The sequence below is a fragment of the Deinococcus sp. JMULE3 genome (genome assembly GCF_013337115.1).
Lineage (GTDB): Bacteria > Deinococcota > Deinococci > Deinococcales > Deinococcaceae > Deinococcus.
Genome location: NZ_SGWE01000004.1, coordinates 2,710,139 through 2,730,040 on the forward strand (window position 1 = coordinate 2,710,139; position 19,902 = coordinate 2,730,040).

The 19,902-nt window shown below is 68.9% G+C and carries 18 protein-coding genes; 12 read left to right on the top strand and 6 right to left on the bottom strand.

Annotated features, from left to right (window positions below):
- Positions 1-32: 32 nt before the first annotated feature.
- From uvrA to EXW95_RS16005, 4 genes are all read left to right on the top strand, one after another.
- Positions 33-3,179, top strand: a complete 3,147-nt coding sequence (gene uvrA / locus EXW95_RS15990; protein ID WP_174368279.1) for an excinuclease ABC subunit UvrA — start codon at positions 33-35, stop codon at positions 3,177-3,179.
- Positions 3,176-3,811, top strand: a complete 636-nt coding sequence (locus EXW95_RS15995; protein WP_174368280.1) for a hypothetical protein — start codon at positions 3,176-3,178, stop codon at positions 3,809-3,811. Before uvrA ends, EXW95_RS15995 begins: the two co-directional genes overlap by 4 nt.
- A gap of 224 nt (positions 3,812-4,035) precedes the next feature.
- On the top strand, positions 4,036-4,704 hold the full coding sequence (locus EXW95_RS16000; protein ID WP_174368281.1) for a thioredoxin domain-containing protein: 669 nt from the start codon (positions 4,036-4,038) through the stop codon (positions 4,702-4,704).
- 4 nt (positions 4,705-4,708) lie between these two features.
- The gene (locus tag EXW95_RS16005) at positions 4,709-5,140 is read left to right on the top strand and encodes a disulfide bond formation protein B (RefSeq protein ID WP_174368282.1); all 432 of its coding nucleotides are present in this window, start codon (positions 4,709-4,711) and stop codon (positions 5,138-5,140) included.
- A 122-nt stretch (positions 5,141-5,262) separates the two neighbouring features.
- Here the strand turns inward: EXW95_RS16005 and EXW95_RS16010 are convergent, their stop codons facing one another.
- From EXW95_RS16010 to EXW95_RS16020, 3 genes are all read right to left on the bottom strand, one after another.
- On the bottom strand, positions 5,263-6,012 hold the full coding sequence (locus EXW95_RS16010) for an SDR family NAD(P)-dependent oxidoreductase (RefSeq protein WP_174368283.1): 750 nt from the start codon (positions 6,010-6,012) through the stop codon (positions 5,263-5,265).
- A gap of 202 nt (positions 6,013-6,214) precedes the next feature.
- Positions 6,215-7,162 (bottom strand): electron transfer flavoprotein subunit alpha/FixB family protein, encoded by a 948-nt coding sequence (locus EXW95_RS16015; RefSeq protein WP_174368284.1) that lies wholly within the window; start codon positions 7,160-7,162, stop codon positions 6,215-6,217.
- Positions 7,159-7,920: an electron transfer flavoprotein subunit beta/FixA family protein gene (locus EXW95_RS16020; RefSeq protein WP_174368285.1), complete on the bottom strand. Its 762-nt coding sequence runs from the start codon at positions 7,918-7,920 to the stop codon at positions 7,159-7,161. Before EXW95_RS16020 ends, EXW95_RS16015 begins: the two co-directional genes overlap by 4 nt.
- A gap of 244 nt (positions 7,921-8,164) precedes the next feature.
- On the opposite strand from EXW95_RS16020, the gene EXW95_RS16025 reads away from it, so the two are divergent.
- Positions 8,165-8,839 (top strand): hypothetical protein, encoded by a 675-nt coding sequence (locus EXW95_RS16025; protein WP_174368286.1) that lies wholly within the window; start codon positions 8,165-8,167, stop codon positions 8,837-8,839.
- Here EXW95_RS16025 and EXW95_RS16030 read toward each other — a convergent pair.
- Complete coding sequence (locus tag EXW95_RS16030; RefSeq protein WP_174368287.1) at positions 8,836-9,237, bottom strand: carboxymuconolactone decarboxylase family protein; 402 nt, start codon at positions 9,235-9,237, stop codon at positions 8,836-8,838. The genes EXW95_RS16025 and EXW95_RS16030 overlap by 4 nt on opposite strands.
- A gap of 234 nt (positions 9,238-9,471) precedes the next feature.
- Between EXW95_RS16030 and EXW95_RS16035 the strand changes: the two genes are divergently transcribed.
- Positions 9,472-11,712, top strand: coding sequence for an ATP-dependent Clp protease ATP-binding subunit (locus EXW95_RS16035; RefSeq protein WP_046844541.1), 2,241 nt, complete (start codon positions 9,472-9,474; stop codon positions 11,710-11,712).
- Between the two features lie 202 nt (positions 11,713-11,914).
- Here the strand turns inward: EXW95_RS16035 and EXW95_RS16040 are convergent, their stop codons facing one another.
- Complete coding sequence (locus EXW95_RS16040) at positions 11,915-12,589, bottom strand: hypothetical protein (protein WP_174368288.1); 675 nt, start codon at positions 12,587-12,589, stop codon at positions 11,915-11,917.
- 315 nt (positions 12,590-12,904) lie between these two features.
- Between EXW95_RS16040 and EXW95_RS16045 the strand changes: the two genes are divergently transcribed.
- The 6 genes from EXW95_RS16045 to EXW95_RS16070 all read left to right on the top strand — a co-directional run bounded on the left by EXW95_RS16045 (position 12,905) and on the right by EXW95_RS16070 (position 17,107).
- Positions 12,905-13,186, top strand: a complete 282-nt coding sequence (locus EXW95_RS16045) for a DUF2087 domain-containing protein (protein ID WP_174368289.1) — start codon at positions 12,905-12,907, stop codon at positions 13,184-13,186.
- Positions 13,179-14,558, top strand: a complete 1,380-nt coding sequence (gene radA, locus EXW95_RS16050; RefSeq protein WP_174368290.1) for a DNA repair protein RadA — start codon at positions 13,179-13,181, stop codon at positions 14,556-14,558. The genes EXW95_RS16045 and radA overlap by 8 nt, the downstream gene beginning before the upstream one ends.
- A 4-nt stretch (positions 14,559-14,562) precedes the next feature.
- Positions 14,563-15,081, top strand: coding sequence for a PH domain-containing protein (locus EXW95_RS16055; RefSeq protein WP_174368291.1), 519 nt, complete (start codon positions 14,563-14,565; stop codon positions 15,079-15,081).
- Positions 15,082-15,155: 74 nt separating this feature from the next.
- Positions 15,156-16,130, top strand: a complete 975-nt coding sequence (locus tag EXW95_RS16060; RefSeq protein ID WP_174368292.1) for a cation diffusion facilitator family transporter — start codon at positions 15,156-15,158, stop codon at positions 16,128-16,130.
- Positions 16,131-16,250: 120 nt separating this feature from the next.
- The gene (locus tag EXW95_RS16065) at positions 16,251-16,604 is read left to right on the top strand and encodes a helix-turn-helix transcriptional regulator (RefSeq protein ID WP_174368293.1); all 354 of its coding nucleotides are present in this window, start codon (positions 16,251-16,253) and stop codon (positions 16,602-16,604) included.
- Entirely contained in the window at positions 16,601-17,107 is a 507-nt protein-coding gene (locus EXW95_RS16070; RefSeq protein ID WP_174368294.1) for an SRPBCC domain-containing protein, read from the top strand. The genes EXW95_RS16065 and EXW95_RS16070 overlap by 4 nt, the downstream gene beginning before the upstream one ends.
- Positions 17,108-17,299: 192 nt before the next feature.
- On the opposite strand, the gene clpB is transcribed toward EXW95_RS16070, so the two are convergent.
- Entirely contained in the window at positions 17,300-19,858 is a 2,559-nt protein-coding gene (gene clpB / locus EXW95_RS16075; RefSeq protein WP_174368295.1) for an ATP-dependent chaperone ClpB, read from the bottom strand.
- Positions 19,859-19,902 lie beyond the last annotated feature (44 nt).

The following is a 19,902-nucleotide window of genomic DNA, read 5'->3' on the forward strand; positions in this document are numbered from 1 at the left end:
GCACGCAACGTAAATATTCGGCGGCCCGCTGCATGCACGCCCGGCCGCGCACGAGGAGCCAGACCTTGCAGAACAATCTGATCGTGAAGGGCGCGAAGGCACACAACCTCAAGGACATCACGGTGGAACTGCCGCGCGACCAGTTCGTGGTGATCACCGGCGTGTCCGGCAGCGGCAAGAGTACCCTGGCCTTCGACACCATCTACGCCGAGGGCCAGCGCCGCTACGTCGAGAGTCTCAGCGCGTACGCCCGTCAGTTCCTGGGCCTGATGGAGAAACCCGACGTCGAGAGCATCACCGGCCTGTCCCCGGCGATCTCCATCGACCAGAAGACCACCAGCCACAACCCCCGCTCCACGGTCGGGACCGTCACCGAGATTCACGACTACCTGCGGTTGCTGTACGCCCGCGTGGGCACCCCGTACTGCCCGGTGTGCGGCCGGAAGATCGAGAAGCAGAGTCCCAGCGAGATCACCGACCGCCTGCTGGCGGGTTTCCCCGACAAGCGCGCCATCCTGCTCGCCCCCGTCGTGCGTGGGCGCAAGGGCGAGTACCGCAAGCTGTTCGCCGACCTGCGCCGCGAGGGCTTCGCGCGCGTGCGGGTGGACGGCACGCTGTACGAACTGGAGGAAGCCGAGAAGCTGAAGCTGGAGAAGTTCGAGAAGCACGACGTGGACGTCGTCATCGACCGCGTGACCCTGCGCGAGAGCGACCGCAGCCGCATCGCCGAGAGCGTTGAGCTGGGCCTGCGCCGCGGCGAGAGCCTGCTGCGCGTCCTGATGCCCGACGCCGGTAAGAACAGCGCGGGTGAGGACGACGGCAGTGCGCACGAGGAACTGTACTCCGAGAAGTTCGCCTGCCCCGAGCACGGCAGCGTCCTTGAGGAACTCGAACCCCGCTCGTTCTCCTTCAACTCGCCGTACGGCGCGTGCGGCGACTGCGCGGGCCTGGGCAGCAAGCAGGAGTTCAGCGCGGACCAGATCATCGACGACAAGCTCTCCATCGCCGAGGGCGCCATCCTCCCCTGGAGCAAGAAGGGCACGGGCGGCGGCATCTACTACTGGGACAAACTGCAGGCGCTGGCCGAGCACCTGGACTTCAGCGTGAAGACCCCCTGGCGTGACCTGCCCAGGAAGGCGCAGGACGCCATCCTGCGCGGCCCTGGCGCGCCGTTCGAGGTCGTGTACCGCCGCGCGGGCAAGGAAACCATGCGCTTCATGACCGAGTTCGAGGGCGTCATCCCGAACCTGGAACGCCGCTACGCCGACACGGAAAGCGACTTCATGCGCGAGAAGCTGGAGGAACTGATGGAACTCCAGCCGTGCCCCACCTGCGGCGGCACCCGCTACAAACCCGAGATCCTCGCGGTGCGCGTGGGCGGCCTGAACATCAGTCAGGCGAGCGGCATGAGCGTCCTGGCGGCCGACACCTTCTTCCAGGAACTGCAGGGTGGCGCGCTCGACCACGCGGCCATCGAGCCGTTCCTGAAGGGACACACGGGCGGCAGCGCGAAGGCGCACGGCCCCCGCCACTACGAGTACGTGCTGAACGACTTCGGTTCGGCGGTCGCCGCGCCCATCCTGAAGGCGATCCGCACCCGCCTGAAATTCCTGGTGGACGTCGGCCTGGACTACCTGAGCCTGGACCGCACCGCGAACACCCTGAGCGGCGGGGAGGCGCAGCGCATCCGGCTGGCCACGCAGGTCGGCAGCGGGCTGACCGGCGTGCTGTACGTCCTCGACGAGCCGTCTATCGGGCTGCATCCCAAGGACAACCACCGCCTGATCGGCACGCTGAAGCACCTGCGGGACCTGGGGAACACCCTGATCGTCGTCGAGCACGACGAGGACACCATGATGGACGCCGACTACCTCGTGGACATGGGCCCCGGCGCCGGCGTGCACGGTGGGCAGGTCGTCGCGGTCGGCACGCCCGAACAGGTGAAGAAGGACAAGAACAGCCTGACCGGGAAGTACCTGCGCGGCGAACTGAAGATCGAGGTGCCCACCCACCGCCGCCGGGGCAACGGCAAGGGGCTGAAGGTCATCGGAGCGCGCGAACACAACCTCCAGAACGTGTCCATCGAGATTCCGCTGGGCACCATGACCGTCGTCACCGGCCCGTCCGGCAGCGGCAAGAGCACCCTGATCCACGACATCCTGCACGCCACGCTGGCCCGCGAATTGAACGGCGCGAAGACCACCCCCGGCCGGTACGACCGCATCGAGGGCATGGAGCATCTGGACAAGGTCATCGAGATCGACCAGAGTCCCATCGGGCGCACGCCGCGCAGCAACCCCGCCACGTACACCGGCGTGTTCACCGAGATCCGCGACCTGTTCACCCGCACCCCCGAGGCGCGGCGGCGCGGCTATCAGGCCGGGCGCTTCTCGTTCAATGTGAAGGGCGGCCGCTGCGAGCACTGCAAGGGCGACGGCGTCATGAAGATCGAGATGAACTTCCTGCCGGACATCTACGTTCCCTGCGAGGTCTGCAAGGGCGCGCGCTACAACCGCGAGACGCTGGAGGTCAAGTACAACGGCAAGACCATCGCCGACGTGCTCGACCTGACCGTCGAGGACGCCCAGAGCTTCTTCGAGGCGATCCCCGCCATCGAACGCAAGATGACCCTGCTGTGCGACGTGGGCCTGGGCTACATGAAGATCGGGCAGCCCAGCACCACCCTCTCCGGCGGCGAGGCGCAGCGCATCAAACTCGCCAGCGAACTGAGCAAACGCGCCACCGGCAAGACCATCTACATCCTCGACGAACCCACGACGGGATTGCACTTCGAGGATGTCCGCAAACTCATGGAAGTGCTGCAACGCCTCGTGGAGGGCGGCAACACCCTCGTGATCATCGAGCACAGCCTGGACGTCATGAAGACCGCCGACCACATCATCGACCTGGGTCCCGAGGGCGGCGTGCGCGGCGGCACGGTCGTCGGCACCGGCACCCCGGAGGAGATGGCCGCGCACCCGACCAGCCACACCGGCGAGTACCTGCGCCGCGTACCCGGCATCACGCCCGCCCAGCCCAGAGCCGACGCGACTCCAGCCGAGCCTGACAGCGCCCCGAAGAAGGCCAAGCGCACCCCGAAGAAGGCCGCCGCCGAGGAGCCGGAACCCGTCGGCGCGGCCCCCACCCGCAAGGGGCGTGCTAAGAAAGAAAGCGCATGACCGCGCCCGACTCCGCCCCCTCCCCCCAGCCCACCCCGCCGGTCACCCCGGCCCCCGCGCCGACCCGCACCCGCCGGGCCCGCCCACGCCTGCCGGAGTTCGAACCGCCGCGCATCACGCCGGGCCGCGCCCTGGCGCACCTGCTGGGCGGCCTGATCACCCTGGCCGCCCTGGCGTACTTCCAGTGGACGCCCGGCGAGTGGCCGGTACGCCTGCTCACCTGGGTGGCCCTGACCATCATCGCCGACGAGTTCGACGGCTGGTACGGCTACGTCGCGCTGCTGCTGGGCGGCCTGGGGTACTTCAGTCCCGTCACGCCGCCCGACCAGTGGACGGTCATCCTGCCCCTCGTGGGCGGCGCGCTGGCGGGCGTCCTGCTCATCAAGCACTCCGGCGGGCTGTTCGTGCTGCCCTTCGCCGCCGCGCTGTACGCGGGCGTGATCATCGGCATGGGTCAGTTCGCGACCAAACTCGACGGCAGCCTCACCCTGCCTGCCAACGAGGAATTCCAGCGGACCGCTCTGGTCGCCCTGATCATCGGCCTGACCGTCAGCGCCGTGCGGCGCATCGTGAGCCTGATCCTGCGCGCCCGCGCCCGCCGCGCGCAGCGGGACGCCGCCCTGACCGCCTGACCCGCACCCCACGTCCGCCGCCCCGAGCCCCGCGCCGGGGCGTTCTCATGTGGAGCAGGGCGCGTGCCCCACGTGACCCGCGTCAGCGCAGGTCTCCGAATTACGGCACCGGAAAAACAGACTTCCGATGCCTCCATTCTTCGTCCTGCTCGGCAAAATTCACTCGCTCCGCTCGGCCATAAAGAACGGCCCTTTATGGCAAATGCTCTACACTGCCCCCAACCATGACTGCCAACAGCAACCCCAACCGCATGTTCCTGGTGATCGGCACGCTGATCGCCGCCGTCCTCATCGGCCTGGCCGTGTTCGCCGTGCAGGGCAAACCCGCCGCCGGAACCGCCGAATTCGACCTGCAGGGCGTCCCCTTCGCCGGGCAGGACAGCGCCCCGGTGGACGTCGTGGTCGTCGAGGACTTCAAGTGCCCCGCCTGCAAGAACTTCGAGGAGACCGTCACCCCCGAACTGAAGACCAGGTACGTGGACACCGGCAAGGCCAAGGTCCACACCATCCTCTGGCCGTTCTTGGCGGAGAAGTTCTCGCTGCCCACCGACGACGGCAAGCTCGCCGCGCAGGCCAGCCTGTGCGTGTACGACCAGGGCGGCAACGACGCCTTCACCACCTTCAAGAGCATCCTGTTCCGCGCGCAGGGCGAAGAGAACGTCGTCTGGGCGACCAAGGCCCGCCTGAAGGACCTCGCCGGGAACCTCGAGAGTCTCGACCAGAGCAAGTTCGCCGAGTGCCTGGACACCGACGCCACCGCCGCCCGCGTGGACGCCATGGAAGCCCAGGCCACCCGCGCCCGCGTGAACAGCACCCCCACCGTCTTCGTGAACGGCAAGCAGGTCACCGGCACCCTGGCCGACATCGGCGCCGCCATCGACGCCGCGAAGTAAGCCCGTGAGTCGCGACAACCGCCTGTACGCCGCGTGGGTCGTGTCCCTGATCGCCACGCTCGGCAGCCTGTACTTCAGCGAGATCCGCCACTTCAACCCCTGCATCCTGTGCTGGTTCCAGCGCATCTTCATGTACCCGCTGGCCGTCATCCTGGGCGTCGCCGCCCTGACCGGCGACCTGCGCGTGCGCCGCTACGCCCTGCCCCTGGCCGGGACCGGCGTACTGATCGCGCTGTACCAGAACCTCGAAACGTGGGGCGTCGTGCCCGTCCTGCGCGCCTGCAGCGCCGACCCCAGCGCGTCGTGCGGCACGCCCTGGCCCGTGTGGGGCATGAACTCCCCCCTGAACACGATCCTCACCATCCCGGTCCTGAGCATGATCGCCTTCACGCTGATCATCGCCCTGCTGAGCTGGCGGCGGAACCGCACGATCTGAGGGAAGTGGGGTGTGGGGAGTAGGTTGTGGGTTGTCGGAAGGACCGGATTGCTCTTTCTGTCGCCCGCACGGATCGGGGCGGAGGAGAGGCCCCATCCACTCCCCACTTCCCACTCCCCCTCCTACACCGGGCGGCCCGCCATCATGAACGAGGCGGTCATGCCGCCGTCCACCGGGATGATCGTGCCGGTCATGAAGGCGGCCTCGTCGCTGCCGAGGAAGTACACCACCTGCGCGACCTCGCGCGGCGTGCCGAGGCGGCGCAGGGCGTGCAGGTCCTCGTAGTCCCGGCGGGTCTGCTCGGGGTCGTCACTCTCGGTGATGCTCTGCAAGACGGCCTCGGTGCTGATCGCACCGGGGGCCACGGCGTTCACGCGCAGCCCGTGTGGCGCGAGGTCCAGTGCCATGGCGCGGGTCAGATTCACGAGGCCGCCCTTGCTGGCGTTGTACGCCGCGTTGCCCTGCTCAGCGAATAGCCCCTGCACGCTCGCGACGTTCACGACCGCCCCGCCGCGCGGCAGCAGGTCCACCAGCGCCCGCGTCAGCAGCAGCGGCGCGGTCAGGTTCACGTTCAGCGTCCGCGCCCAGCCGCGCTCGCTGACGTCCAGCACGCTCCCGTGCGCGCCCTGGAACGCCGCGTTGTTCACGAGAACCTGCACGCCGCCCATCTCGCGCGCCGCGCGCACGATCCGCTCGCGCCCGGCGGCGGTACTCACGTCCGCCTTCACGCGCCGCTGCCCCCGCAGGTTCGGCGGGAGGCTCAGGTCGGCACTCAGGACCCGCCAGCCCCGCTCCGCGTACACCTCGGCAATGGCCCGCCCGATGCCACGCGCCGCGCCCGTCACCACCACCCCACCCGAAACGTCCGTCATGCCCCCAGTGTCACGGACACCCGCGACAGGGGCGCGGAGGCATAAGGCACGCTCAATGGGGGAGTGGGTTGTGGGAAGTAGGGAGTGGGGAGTGGGAAAAGAGGAAGGTCCGCCGACGCAAACGCAGTCGGCGGACCCCTCAGGTGGAGGTGGGCGGGGCGGAGGTCGGCAACCGACCCACAACCCACTCCCTACTCCCGGTTTATTTCCGGCTGGCTTCGATCAGCGCAGGGACGATCTCGTTGATGTCGCCGACGATGCCGTAGTCCGCGACCTTGAAGATGGGGGCCTCGGCGTCCTTGTTGATGGCGATGATGTTCTTGCTCTTGCCCATGCCGCTCAGGTGCTGCACGGCACCGCTGACGCCCAGCGCGATGTACGCCTTGGGCTGCACGGTCTTGCCGGTCTGGCCGACCTGTTCGGCGTAGGGGCGCCACCCGGCGTCCACGACGGCGCGCGTGGCGCCGACGCCTGCGCCGAGGTTGTCCGCGAGCGCCTCGACGTACCGGCTGAAGTTCTCGGGGCTGCCCACGCCACGGCCACCCGTGACGATGACGTCTGCTTCGGTCAGGGCGACGCGGCTGCTCTTCTCGACGCTCTTGCCGGTCACCTCGACGCGGGGGGCGGGCAGGGTGAGTTCGACGTCGTACTGCTCACCGGCCGCGGCGGCGGGGGCGGCGGGCGCGAACGAGCCGGGTTTGACAGTCACGACGACCAGCCCGTCGGCCTCGACGGTCTCGGTCACGCGGGCGAGGTACGTGTAGCGCTGCGCCTGGAGGGCCGCGCCGTTGCTGCTGAGCTTGGTGGCGTCCTCGAGGTACGCGGCGTCCAGCTTCACGGCGACGCGGGGGGCGTACTCGCGGCCGGAGCGGCTGCCGCCGATGATGACGGTGTGCGCCTCGCCTTCCTGTGCGATCTGCGTGGTGGCGGCGGCCCAGACCTCGGCGTTGTACGTGGCGAGCCCGGGCAGGTCGGCGACGAGCACCTGATCGGCGACGGCGGCGGCCTCGGTGGCCACATTGGCAACGTTCTGGCCCAGCACGAGCAGGGTGATGGGGCCCTCGCGGCCCGACTCGCGGGCGGCGGTGACCATTTCCAGGGTGGCTTTCGCCAGTTTCCCGGCGGTGTGTTCAGCGACGATCAGAATCATGCGATCACCTTGGCTTCGTTGCGAAGCAGGTCGAGAAGCTGCTGGGCGGCGGCCTGGGGGTCCTTGCCGTCGATCATCCTGTTCAGGCGGGCGCGGGTCTGGATCTCGGCGTTCACGGTGCGGACCTTGCCCGTCAGGCCGTAGCCAGCGGGGTCGTCCTTGCGGAGTTCCTTCTTCTTGGCCTTCATGATGTTCGGCAGGGTGGGGTAGCGGGGTTCGTTGAGGCCCTGCTGGGTGGTCACCACGGCCGGGAGGGTCGCGCGGAAGCTCTCGTTGCCGTCGTCCACGTCGTGGCGGCCGGTCAGGGTGTCACCGTCGAGTTTCAGTTCGTTCGTCCAGGTGAGTTGGGGCCAGCCGAGGCGTTCGGCGCTGGCGGCGCCGAGGGCCTGGGAGTCCCAGTCGGCTTCCTGGCCGCCCACGAGGATCAGGCCCGCGTTCTCGGCCTGCGCGACCTGCGCGACGACGCGGCTGAGGGTCACGGCGTCGAACTTCTCGTCGGTCTCGACGTGGATGGCGCGGTCGACGCCCATGGCCAGGGCGGTCCGCAGGGCGTCCTCGTTGCGTTTGGGGCCGATGGCGAGCGCGATGATCTGCTCGACGTTCGCGCCGCTTTCGCGCAGGCGCAGGGCTTCTTCCACGCCGTACTCGTCCATGCCGTCGATGACGAGGGTGGCGCCGTCGAGGTCGACCTGCTGGGCGTTGATCTTGACGCGCGCTTCGGCGTCGGGCACTTGGCGGACTAGGGTCAGGATGTTCATGGGGCCTCCGGGAAGTGTGCACTCACGGCTGGTGCGATGCGGCGGGTGATGCCGGTCGCCCCAGCATGCCAAATTGGACTGAGTTCAAGTTTAGCAGATCGGGACACCACCACCGCAAGTCCACTCTGCGCCCTGAGACCGCCATTCTCATCTTCAACACGAGATCTTCATGCTCCCGGCGGCCTTAATCTTCAATCACCCAGACCGGGGACCCCTCTCACGTTCAGGCCCGACGCTACCACTCATGAAGACGCTGCTGCCGATCACCCTGCTGACCATCGCCGCCACCACCGCCACCGCGGGCGCCCAGAGCCTCAGCGGCATCGAACTCGGCCTCACCGGCGGGTACGCCGGCGGCCTCAGCGGCGAGGTGTTCGTCCACGCCCCCAACGTCGCCGGTCCCGTCGGCATCAAGGCCGGCGTGTCCTACACCCGTGCCAGCGACGCCATCAACGACAACGACAACTTCGGCGCTGCAGGCACCCCCACCTTTGGCGACCTGAAGTCCAGCCTGGGCGCCACCGAATACGGCAGCCGCACCAGCGTCTCGCTGGACGGCACGTACGGTCTGGGTGAACTGACCCCCGGCGTGGACGCCACCTTCTACGGCGGCGGCCGTTACGGCATGTTCCGCTCCGTCGAGGACTACGGCAGCGACGGCAACGTCACCTACACGAGCAACGCCTTCGGTCTGGGTGCCGGGGTCATGGTCAGCTACGCCCTGACCGGCGGCCTGAGCCTCGTGGGTGACCTGGGCGTCGACCACTACTTCAAGTCCAGCATCACCACCGGCGGCAGCAACACCAACGCCGGCGGCACCTACGCGCCCGGTTCGGCCGAATACTCCACCTATGACAACCGCTTCGTGCGCCCCGGCACCGTCTTCAAGGCCCGCATCGGCGTGAAGACCACCTTCTAACCTGCGTCAACCGGACCGGCCTCCCGCGTGGGGGCCGGTCTTTGCGTTCCCAGGTGCTGGCGCAGCACCTCGAAGGCGGCGACCGTCCGGGGGAACCCCAGGTACGGCACGCACATCATCAGGGCGCCGCGCACCTCGGCTTCGGTCGCCCCGGCGTTCAGCGCGCCGCGCAGGTGCGTGCGGAGTTCCGGCGGGCTGCCCAGGGACACCAGCAGCGCGCACGCGATGAGTTCCTTGGTTTTCAGGTCCAGTCCGGGCCGGTCGTACACCGTGTCGTACGCGAAGTCGCGGATATACGTGCCCAGATCGGGATCGAGCGCGTCGAGCCGCTGCTGGATGCGGTCCTGCTGCGAACCGAAGATCACGTCGCGGGCGCGGGGTGCGGGGTCGTCACTCACGCTGCCCAGGGTACGGCCGCGCGGCGTGGGAAAGAAGACCGTCAGGTCGCGCGCGGTACAGTCCCAGGTGTGGAAAAGGTGTGCGCAGATCGTAAGGTTTCCCCAGCCTTCCCGTCAGGCTCGGCGCTACCCTACACTCAGGCTGTCACCACCTGCCCCCGTCCGCCGCGACAGTTGCTCCTGCCCTGCTCACCGCTCACTGCGCCCCTGCCGCGCTTTCCCTAGGGGGTTCCCATGAACCGATACGATGACCGCGCCCGACTGGTGTTCCACTACGCCCGCGAGGAAGGCAACCGCCTGGGCCACGCCATGGTCGGGCCCGAACACCTCCTGCTGGGCCTGATGCGCGAGGGCGGCACCGCCGCGAGCATCCTCGGGGAGTTCGGCGCGTCCCTGGACGGCCTGCGCCGCCGCGTCGAGGAGATCATCGGCCGGGGCGAGGGCAACCGCCTGAACGACGCGCCCAGCATCACACCCCGCGCCCGCCGCGTCATGGAACTCGCGTCCAGCGAGGCCCGCGCCCTGGGCGCGCAGGTGACCAGTACCGAGCACATCCTGCTGGGCATCATCCGCGAGGGTGACGGCGTCGCCTTCCGCATCCTGCAGGAACTTACCAAGGACGTGGACACCATCCGCTGGCGCATCCTCGCGCAGGGCGAGGGCGCGGGCAGCAAACCCGCCAAACCGGTCGCCACGCCGTTCCTCGACGAGTACGGCCGCGACCTGACCAAGTGGGCGCGCGAGGGCAAACTCGACCCCGTGATCGGACGCAGCGAGGAGATCCGCCGCGTCACGCAGATCCTCACGCGCCGCACGAAGAACAACCCCGTCCTGATCGGCGACCCCGGCGTGGGCAAGACCGCCATCGTCGAGGGCCTGGCGCTCGCCATTCACGAGAAGCGCACCCCGCCCAACCTCCACAACGTGCGGCTGGTCAGCCTGGACCTCAGCGGCGTCGTCGCAGGCACCAAGTACCGTGGGGAGTTCGAGGAACGCCTGCGGCAGATCATCGAGGAACTGCGCAACGCGAAGGTCATGGCCTTCATCGACGAGCTGCACACCCTGGTCGGCGCGGGCGGCGCCGAGGGCACGCTGGACGCCGCGAACATCCTCAAGCCCGCCCTGAGCCGCGGCGAGATCCAGGTGATCGGCGCGACCACCACCGGCGAGTACCACCGCTACATCGAGAAGGACGCCGCCCTGGAACGCCGCTTCCAGCCGGTCATCGTGCTGGAACCCAGTCCCGCCGAAACGCTGCAGATCCTGCGCGGCCTGAAACCCAAGTACGAGGAACACCACGGCGTGCAGATCCCCGAGCAGGCGCTGGAACTCGCCGTGCGCATCGGGGAGCGCAGCCTGCCGGGCCGCAACTTCCCGGACAAGGCCATCGACCTGATCGACGAGGCCGCCAGCCGCGTCCGCCTGAACATGAGTGTCGGCCTGCCCGTCGCGGAGACCGAGGACGGCGAGCCCTACGTCACCCGCGAGGACATCGAGAGCGTCATCAACTCCATGGGCGGCATCTACTCCGAGGAAACCGCCGCGCAACTGGTCGACCTGGAACAGCAGTTGCAGGATCAGGTGTACGGCCAGCCGGACGCCATCCGCGCGCTGAGTTCCGCGCTGCGCCGCGCCCGCGTGGGCCTGGGCGGCCGCACCCGCGTCGCCGCGAGCTTCCTGTTCGTCGGGTCCAGCGGCGTCGGCAAGACCCACCTCGCCAAGGCGCTGGCCCGCACGCTGTTCGGCAGTGAACGCAGCCTGATCCGCATGGACATGAGCGAATTCCAGGAAAGCCACTCGGTCAGCAAACTGATCGGCTCGCCCCCCGGCTACGTCGGCTTCGAGCAGGGCGGCCGCCTCACGGAAGCCGTGCGCCGCCAGCCGTTCAGCGTGATCCTCCTCGACGAGATCGAGAAGGCGCACCCGGACGTGTACAACACCTTCCTGCAGGTCCTCGACGACGGCCGCCTGACCGACGGACTGGGCCGCACCGTGGACTTCCGCCGCACGATCATCATCATGACCAGCAACACCGGCTTCAACGTGAACCCCACCGTGGGCTTCAGCCCCGTCACGCCGGACAACAACCAGCCGCTGCGGCACATCTTCACGCCGGAATTCCTCGACCGCCTGGACGAGGTCATCCGCTTCAAGAGCCTCGGCGAGGAGGAACTCGTGCGGGTCGCGCAGCAGCTCATGGGCGAGATGCGCGAGGAACTCGCCAGCCGCGAACTGACCGTCACCTTCGACCCCGCCATCGCCGCGTGGCTGGTGGGCAAACTCAAATCCCGCAGCCCCAAACACGCCGTCGGCAGCAGCCGTCAGCTGCGCACCCTGGTCCGCGAGGAGATCGAGGACCCCCTGGCCCTGGAACTCGCCAGCAACCACGGCGAGGAAGTCCGCGTCGTGCTCGGCCAGGACGGCATCCAGTTCGAGAAGGGCGAGGAAGCCGCCACCCGCCAGATCCTCGCGTAACCTCTTCAGCAGAAGAGCCCCAGCTGATGCTGGGGCTCTTCCTCATACGGATTCCGTTTGTTTCGTTAACAAACCGGAACGACACCGGGTTGCCAACTCCATGCCCGGAACCCGGTTCTCTCCTGCTCGCTCTGCTGCGCAGCTCTGCGAGTCCGCTCGGGTTGAAAGATTTTGCAAACCTTTCAACCGGAGTCCGTATCATTTACTTCCGGCAGGTGAGGTCCACGCGGAAGGCGGGGTCCGGGGTGTTCCACGGCAGGCCCGCCTTCACGTTCCCGGCGCGCAGGTACACGAGTTTCGTGGGTGTGCCGCTGCCGGGCACCTGCGCCCGCATGACGTACGCCCCGGCGGGCATCACGGCGCGGTTGTGGTCCCAGCCGTCGCGGTTCTGAGCGACGCTCTCGACGGTGGTCGTGGTGCCGTCCGCGAAGGCCAGATTCACGTTCGTGATCCCGAAGCCGGTGCCGGTCAGGTCGAGGCTCTGCCCGGTGGCGTTGCGGAGTTCGGCGGTGATCTCGAATCCGGGGCGGTTGTTGTAGGTGTTCGGCACGGCCTTCACGTCCGTCACGCGGAAGCGCCACACGCCGTTGAACAGCGTTTCGCCCAGGCAGCCGCTCACGGCCGCCACCTGATTCTGCCCGCCCGCTGGGAGGTTCAGGTCCACCCGCCCGCCAGTCACGGTGACGTTCAGTCCGGCGGCCTTCAGCGCGGACACCGGGACGTACGTGGTGCCGTTCACGCTGATGGCGTTCGCGGCAGCCCGCCCGTTGATGAAGAAACGGACGCTGGTGGTGGCGGCCACCGCGACGCTCAGCAGCGCGGCGGCGGACAGGGACAGGACGGTCAGGGAGCGCATTTTGTGGGCACGCTGGGTCATGGGGACTCTCCTTTCCCGCGTCTGGGCGGGCATGGGGGCAGTGTGCGCGGCGGGGCATGATCGGGCCGTGATCACGCGCGCGGGGGGTGATATGGACTCCGGTTGAAAGGTTTGCAAAAACTTTCAACCCGAGCGGAGCGAGCAGGAGCAGGAGAAAAACGGGTTCCGGGCGTGGAGTTGGCAACCCGGCGCCCTTCCGGGTTGTTAACGAAACAGACGGAATCCGTATGAGTTCACCGTTCCCGGCGTGGGCCGGGCGCGTCAATGCGGCCGCCGGGAACCATCAGTGGCCCGCGCGTCCGGTAGCATGGCGGGATGACGAAGAGCATTCTCGATTTCCAGGACGAACACGGCCGTATCACCGGGTGGCCCAGCGACCGCCGCCGCGCGCACCAGCTCGCCATCCTCGACTACCTGACCGGGCTGTTCGAACCCGGCGTGTCCTACGACCAGGGGCAGGCCGAGCAGATCCTCGCCGATCACAGCACCCTGGAAGACCCCAGCTTCCTGCTGACCGAACTCGTGGACGGCGATTACCTTGCTGCGCAGGACGGGACCTACTGGCGGGCGGACGGCCGCCCCGGCGCGCGTGGCTAAAGCCCGCACCACCTACGTCTGCAGCAGTTGCGGGTACACCAGCGCCAAGCCGCTGGGCCGCTGCCCGAACTGCCAGGCGTGGAATTCCTTCGAGGAAGAGGTGCCTGCCGTCACCACGGCCGCGCGCGGCGGGGCGTATGGGGGCATCACGGGTGGCCGTCTCACGCCGCTGTCCGGGGTGGGGCGCCGTGAGGAGCCCCGCACGCCGAGCGGCATTCCGGAACTCGACCGGGTGCTGGGCGGCGGGCTGGTCGCCGGGGGCGTCACGCTGATCGGCGGGGAGCCCGGCATCGGCAAGAGCACCCTGCTCCTGCAGGTGGCGGACAAGGTCGCGGCGGGGGGCGGCACGGTGCTGTACGTGGCGGGCGAGGAATCCCTGGAGCAGATCCGCCTGCGCGCCGACCGGCTGGGCGTGAAGGCCGAGATCCAATTGACCCGCGACACCCGCGCCGAACATGTGGCCGCGCTGATGGCCGAGCATAAGCCCGCGCTGTGCATCGTGGACTCCATCCAGACCGTGACCGTCGAGGGTGACGGCGCGCCGGGCGGCGTGGCGCAGGTCCGCGACGGCACCGCTCTGCTGACCCGCGCCGCCAAGGAGACCGGCACCGCCACCGTCCTGGTCGGGCACGTCACCAAGGACGGCACGGTCGCCGGACCGAAAGTCATGGAGCACATCGTGGACACCACCGTCTTCCTGGAAACGGTCGGGTCGTACCGCCTGCTGCGCAGCGTGAAGAACCGCTTCGGGCAGGCCGGTGAACTCGGCGTGTTCGAGATGCGCGGCGAGGGCCTGATCGCCGTCGAGAACCCGTCGGCGGCGTTCCTGGCCGAGCGGCCCCTGGACGTGCCGGGTAGCGTCGTCGCCGCCACCATCGACGGGCAGCGCCCCATGCTGCTGGAAGTGCAGGCGCTCGCCAGCAAGACGCCGTACCCGAACGCCCGCCGGGTCGTGGTGGGCCTCGACGCCCGCCGCGTGGACGTCGTCCTGGCCGTGCTGGAACGCCGCCTGGATCTGACGCTGGGCGGCCTGGACGTGTACGTGAACCTCGCGGGCGGCCTGAAGGTGCCCGATCCGGGCCTGGACCTCGCCATTGCCCTGGCGATCTACAGCGCCGTGGTGGGCCGCCCCCTGCCGGACAGTGTCGCCGTGTTCGGCGAGGTCGGCCTGGCGGGCGAGGTGCGCTCCACGACCGGCTCCATCCGCCGTGCCGAGGAAGCCCGCCGCGCCGGGTACACCCGACTGATCGTCCCGCCCGGCCTGGACGGCCACCCGGACGGCGTGAAGAGCGTCGAGGAGGCTGTCGCGCAGGTGTGGGGCGGCGCCCCGGCGTCCGGCCGGAAACCCCGCGCGGCTGCCGAACGTACCTGAGGGTATGACTGCCCCGCTGTCGGCCGCGCCGCCCACCTCGCCCGTCTGGTTCCGGGCGCTGGTGTGGCTGGCGCCCCTGCTCCTGATCGTGACCGCCTGGATCCCGGATGACAGCGCCGACAAGCCCCTGCCGGTGGCAGGCAGCGTGGCATTGACCCTGCTGGGCGTGGGGCTGGCCGCACTGTTCGCGCAGGTGCCCCGGCGCCTCTCGTACACCCTGACCGACACGGGCCTGCGCATCAGCCGCTTCTCCGGCACGTTCGAGTGGCCGTACCGCGAACTGCGCGTGCGCCGCACCGACGCCGGGCTGGGCGTGCGGGGCGGCGGGGTGGGCCTGCCCGGCTACTACACCGGGACCTACACCTTCACGGGGGCCGGGTACCGCAGCGTGCAGGCCATCGCGTCGAACACGCGCGGCGGCCTGATCGTCGAGCGGGGCGGCACCCCGTACTACCTGACGCCCGCCGACCCGGACGCCTTCGCGCAGGCGCTCGCCGCGCGGGGTGTGCCCGTGCTGGACTGAGCCGGACTCCTGAGTGCAGGTCTCGTGAACGGGGGTCGCATCTGCCGGGGGTCGGTGGGTGCGACCCTCGGGGCATGACAAGAGGTTCCACCGCTCCCGACCATGCCGGGCACGACCACGGGCACGAGCACAGCGAGCACGGGCACGCCGGGCAGGGCCATGGTGGGCACGACCACAACCACGGCGCGAACGCGAACGCTAGGCAGCTGACCCTCGCGCTGCTGCTGACCGGCGGGTTCCTGTTCGTGGAGGTCGCGTACGCGTTCATCTCCGGCAGTCTGGCCCTGCTGAGCGACGCGGGGCACATGCTGACCGACGCGGCGGCGCTGGCCCTGTCCCTGCTGGCACTGCGGTTGGGGGCGCGGCCCGCCGACGCGCGGCGCACCTTCGGGTACCGCCGCGCAGAGGTGCTGGCCGCCGCCCTGAACGCCGGGGCGCTGTTCGCCGTGGGGATCTACGTGCTCGTGGAGGCCGCGCGCCGCTTCGCGCAGCCGGTCGAGGTGCAGGCCACCCCCATGCTGATCGTGGCGGTGCTGGGCCTGATCGTGAACCTGATCAGCGCCCGCATCCTGGTCGGGGGGCAGGGCGAGAGCCTGAACATGCGCTCGGCGTACCTGGAGGTCATGGGGGACCTGCTGGGCAGCGTCGCCGTGATCGTCGGCGCGCTGCTGATCCGCTTCACCGGCTGGACGTGGGTGGACCCGCTGCTGGGCGCGGGCATCGGCCTGTGGGTGCTGCCCCGCACCTGGGCGCTGCTGCGCGCCAGCATCAATGTCCTGCTGGAGGGCGTACCGCGCGGCCTGGACCTTGACGCCCTGCGCGCCGAACTGCACGCACTGCCCGGCGTGGACGACGTGCACGACCTGCACGTCTGGAGCGTGACGGGCGGCGTGAACAACCTGACGGCGCATCTGGTCGCTCCGACGGCAGACGACTCGCTCCTGCATGAGGTGGAGGAGGTCGCGGCCCGATTCGGCATCACCCACAGCACCGTGCAGATCGAGGGGCCGGACGCGCATGCGGGAGGCGGGGCGGCGCTGCATCCCTGAGCGGATGGGGGAGGGGTGAAGCCGGACTGCCTCCACCAATCTATATGCCTTGACAGGAATATTCTGATTGAGGCATAATAAGCGCACAACAGAACGCATCAGAAGGAGGTCACGCGCCGCTTGAACCACCACACCTTCACCGCCCTGGCCGACCCGCACCGTTTCCAGATCGTCGAACTGCTGCGCGAACGGCCCCACAGCGTCGGCGAGATCGCCGACCGCCTGGGCCTGCGCCAGCCGCAGACCTCCAAGCACCTGCGCGTCCTCACGGACGCCGGACTGGTCCACATGGAACCCCAGGCCAACCGCCGCATCGCCCACCTGAGCCCCACCCCGTTTCGTGACCTCGACGACTGGCTGACCCGCTACCGCCCCCTCTGGGAGGAACGGCTGGACCGGCTGGACGACTACCTGCGCACCCTCCCACCCGAAGACCCCGCACCCGACCCCACCGAATCCGGAGGTTCCCCATGACGCACGCCACGCTCGACCACCGCATCGAAGACGCCCGAACCCTCGTGCTGGAACGCACGTTCGCCGCCACTCCTGAACGCGTGTTTGCCGCGTTCACGCAGGCCGAGCACCTGAAGCACTGGTGGGGGCCGCGCGGCTGGACCCTCACGCACTGCACCGTGGACCTGCGCCCCGGCGGCCGCTGGCACTACTGCATGACCTGCACCGACCCCGCACAGGGCGAGTTCTTCGGCATGAACAGCTGGGGCCTGGGCGTGTACGAGCACATCGAGGCGCCCACCCGCCTGACGTACACCGACCACTTCAGCGACGAGCACGGCGCCATGAACGACCAGATGCCCGCCACGCTGGCCGACCTGACCTTCGAGGCCGTTCCCGGCGGCACCCGCGTCACCAGCCGCTCCACGTACGTCCGCCCGGAAGACCTCCAGGCCGTCATGGACATGGGGATGCTGCAGGGCATCAGCGAGACGTGGGACCGCCTGGCCGAACACCTCGCCTGACCCGAACGGGCAGCGGCTCCCACCTTTATCGGGGGAGCCGCTGCCCGCTGCCTTATCGTGCGGATTCCGTCTGTTTCGTCGGCAGATCGGAACCCCACCGATCTGCCAACTCCACGCCCGGAATCCTCTTGGCTCCTACTCGCATCCGCTCGGATTGAACGGGCTTTGCAGCCCATTCAATCGGAGTCCATATCAGTTCAGCGCGCCGGTCTGGAACGTGAAGGTCGTCCCGTCGTAGTCCACGGTCAGGCTGCTGCTGTCGGGCACGTTCCCCTGGAGGATCTCGCGGGCCAGGGGCGTCTCGATCTCGCGGCTGATGGCGCGCTTGAGGGGGCGGGCGCCGAAGGCCGGGTCGTAGCCGATCTGCGCCAGTCGGTCCTTCGCGGCGCCCGTCAGGTGCAGGCTCACGCGGCGTTCGGCGAGGCGTTTGATCAGGCCGCGCATCTGGATGTCCACGATGCGGTGCAGGTCGGCGGCGGTCAGCGCGTCGAACACGATGATGTCGTCCACGCGGTTCAGGAACTCCGGGCGGAAGTGACCCTGCAACTCGCCCATCACGGCGTCACGGATCTCGCTGGCGTCCTCGCCGCGGTGCTGCATTTCCAGGATCAGAGGACTGCCGATGTTGCTCGTCAGGATGATCAGCGTGTTGCGGAAGTCCACGGTGCGGCCCTGCCCGTCGGTCAGGCGGCCGTCGTCGAGCACCTGCAGCAGCACGTTGAACACGTCGGGGTGCGCCTTCTCGATCTCGTCGAACAGCAGCACGGCGTAGGGGCGGCGGCGGACGGCCTCGGTCAGCTGGCCGCCCTCCTCGAAGCCCACGTATCCGGGAGGCGCGCCGATCAGGCGGGCGACGGTGTGCTTCTCCATGTACTCGCTCATGTCGATGCGGACCATGGCGTCCTGACTGTCGAACAGGAACTCCGCGAGGGCCTTGGCCAGCTCGGTCTTGCCTACGCCGGTCGGCCCGAGGAACATGAAGCTGCCCAGCGGGCGGTTGGGGTCGCTGAGCCCGGCGCGGCTGCGGCGGATGGCGTCCGCGACGCTCACGATGGCGCGGTCCTGCCCGATCACGCGGCCATGCAGCTGCTCCTCCAGTTTCAGGAGTTTCTCGCGTTCGCCCTCCATCAGCTTGTTCACGGGGATGCCAGTCCAGCGGCTGACCACCGACGCGATGTCCTCCTCGGTCACCTGCGTGTGCGCGAACTCGGCGCCCTTGAGTTTCCGCTCGAGTTCCTGCACCTCTTTCTCCAGCTGCGGCAGGGTCCCGTACTCCAGTTCGGCGGCGCGTTGCAGGTCGTAGTCGCGGCGCGCCTTCTCGATGTCGGTGCGCACCTGATCGAGCGATTCGCGTTTCTCGCGCAGCGCGGCGACCTCATGCCGTTCGCCCTCCCAGCGGGCGCGGACGTCGGCCAGCTCGTCGATGATGCCCTTTAGGGTGCCCTCGATGTCCAGCAGGCGGTTCTGGCTGTCCTGATCCTTCTCACGCTTCAGGGCCTCGCGTTCGATCTCCAGTTGCAGCTTGCGGCGTTCGAGCTGATCAATGCGCTCGGGGCTGCTCTCCAGCGCCATGCGCAGCCGGGCGGCGGACTCGTCGATCAGGTCGATGGCCTTGTCCGGCAGCTGCCGGTCCGTGATGTACCGCTGCGACAGCTGCGCGGCGGCCACCAGCGCCGGGTCGGTGATCTCCACGTTGTGGTGCACCTGGTAGCGCTCCTTGATGCCGCGCAGGATGCTGATCGTGTCCTCCACGCTGGGTTCGTCCACGAACACCGGCTGGAAACGGCGTTCCAGGGCGGGGTCCTTCTCGATCTCGCGGTACTCGCTGAGGGTCGTCGCGCCGATCAGGTGCAGTTCGCCGCGCGCCAGCGCCGGTTTGAGCATGTTGCCCGCGTCCGGGCTGCCCTCGGTCTTGCCCGCGCCGACGATGGTGTGGATCTCGTCCACGAACAGAATGACCTCGCCCGCCGAGGCGATCACCTCGTCGATGACGCCCTTGAGGCGTTCCTCGAACTCCCCGCGGAACTTCGCGCCCGCCAGCAGGCTGCCCATCTCCAGGCTGACGATGCGTTTGTTCTTCAGGCCGTCGGGCACGTCGCCCTTCACGATGCGGATGGCGAGGCCCTCCGCGATGGCGGTCTTGCCGACGCCGGGTTCGCCGATCAGCACGGGGTTGTTCTTCGTGCGGCGCAGGAGGATCTGCATGGCGCGGCGGATCTCCTCGTCGCGGCCGATGACGGGGTCGAACTTGCCGTCGCGGGCGCGCTGCGTGAGGTCGGTGCCGTACTTGGCGAGGGCGTCGAACTGCTGCTCACTGGTCTTGGTCGTCACGGTCTTTCCTTTGCGCTGCTCGTTCACGGCGCGGTTCAGGTCGATTTCGGTGGGCAGCCCCTTGCCGCGGTACTCGCCGCGCAGGGCGAGCAGGAGGGCGTCGGCCGCCACGAACGAGTCGCCGAGTTGCCCGGCCAGGGTGTCGGCCTTCTGAAAGGCGCGGGCCAGTGCGGGGTCGAGGTACAGCTGACCCTCGCCACCCTGCACGCGCGGCAGTTTGGCCAGTTCAGCGTCCAGCGCGGCGCGGATCTGCGTCAGGTCGCCGCCCGCCAGGGTCAGGGCGCGCGTGGCGGTGTCGTTGTCGGTCAGGGCACGCAGAACGTGGGTGGGCGTCAGGTTCTGGTGCCCGCTCTGCTGCGCGAGCGTCTGCGCCTGCTGCACGGCCTGGGTGGTGGCTTCGGTGAAGCGTTCGGGGTTCAAGGGTGGGCCTCCGTGGGGTGAGGATCGGGGACGTTCAATCTCCC

Bases quoted from the DNA above. Each gene is read 5' to 3' on its own strand.
- uvrA (WP_174368279.1), top strand. From the start codon at position 33: ATGCACGCCCGGCCGCGCACGAGGAGCCAGACCTTGCAGAACAATCTG.
- EXW95_RS15995 (WP_174368280.1), top strand. From the start codon at position 3,176: ATGACCGCGCCCGACTCCGCCCCCTCCCCCCAGCCCACCCCGCCGGTC.
- EXW95_RS16000 (WP_174368281.1), top strand. From the start codon at position 4,036: ATGACTGCCAACAGCAACCCCAACCGCATGTTCCTGGTGATCGGCACG.
- EXW95_RS16010 (WP_174368283.1), bottom strand. From the start codon at position 6,012: ATGACGGACGTTTCGGGTGGGGTGGTGGTGACGGGCGCGGCGCGTGGC.
- EXW95_RS16015 (WP_174368284.1), bottom strand. From the start codon at position 7,162: ATGATTCTGATCGTCGCTGAACACACCGCCGGGAAACTGGCGAAAGCC.
- EXW95_RS16020 (WP_174368285.1), bottom strand. From the start codon at position 7,920: ATGAACATCCTGACCCTAGTCCGCCAAGTGCCCGACGCCGAAGCGCGC.
- EXW95_RS16025 (WP_174368286.1), top strand. From the start codon at position 8,165: ATGAAGACGCTGCTGCCGATCACCCTGCTGACCATCGCCGCCACCACC.
- EXW95_RS16035 (WP_046844541.1), top strand. From the start codon at position 9,472: ATGAACCGATACGATGACCGCGCCCGACTGGTGTTCCACTACGCCCGC.
- EXW95_RS16040 (WP_174368288.1), bottom strand. From the start codon at position 12,589: ATGACCCAGCGTGCCCACAAAATGCGCTCCCTGACCGTCCTGTCCCTG.
- EXW95_RS16045 (WP_174368289.1), top strand. From the start codon at position 12,905: ATGACGAAGAGCATTCTCGATTTCCAGGACGAACACGGCCGTATCACC.
- EXW95_RS16055 (WP_174368291.1), top strand. From the start codon at position 14,563: ATGACTGCCCCGCTGTCGGCCGCGCCGCCCACCTCGCCCGTCTGGTTC.
- EXW95_RS16060 (WP_174368292.1), top strand. From the start codon at position 15,156: ATGACAAGAGGTTCCACCGCTCCCGACCATGCCGGGCACGACCACGGG.
- EXW95_RS16070 (WP_174368294.1), top strand. From the start codon at position 16,601: ATGACGCACGCCACGCTCGACCACCGCATCGAAGACGCCCGAACCCTC.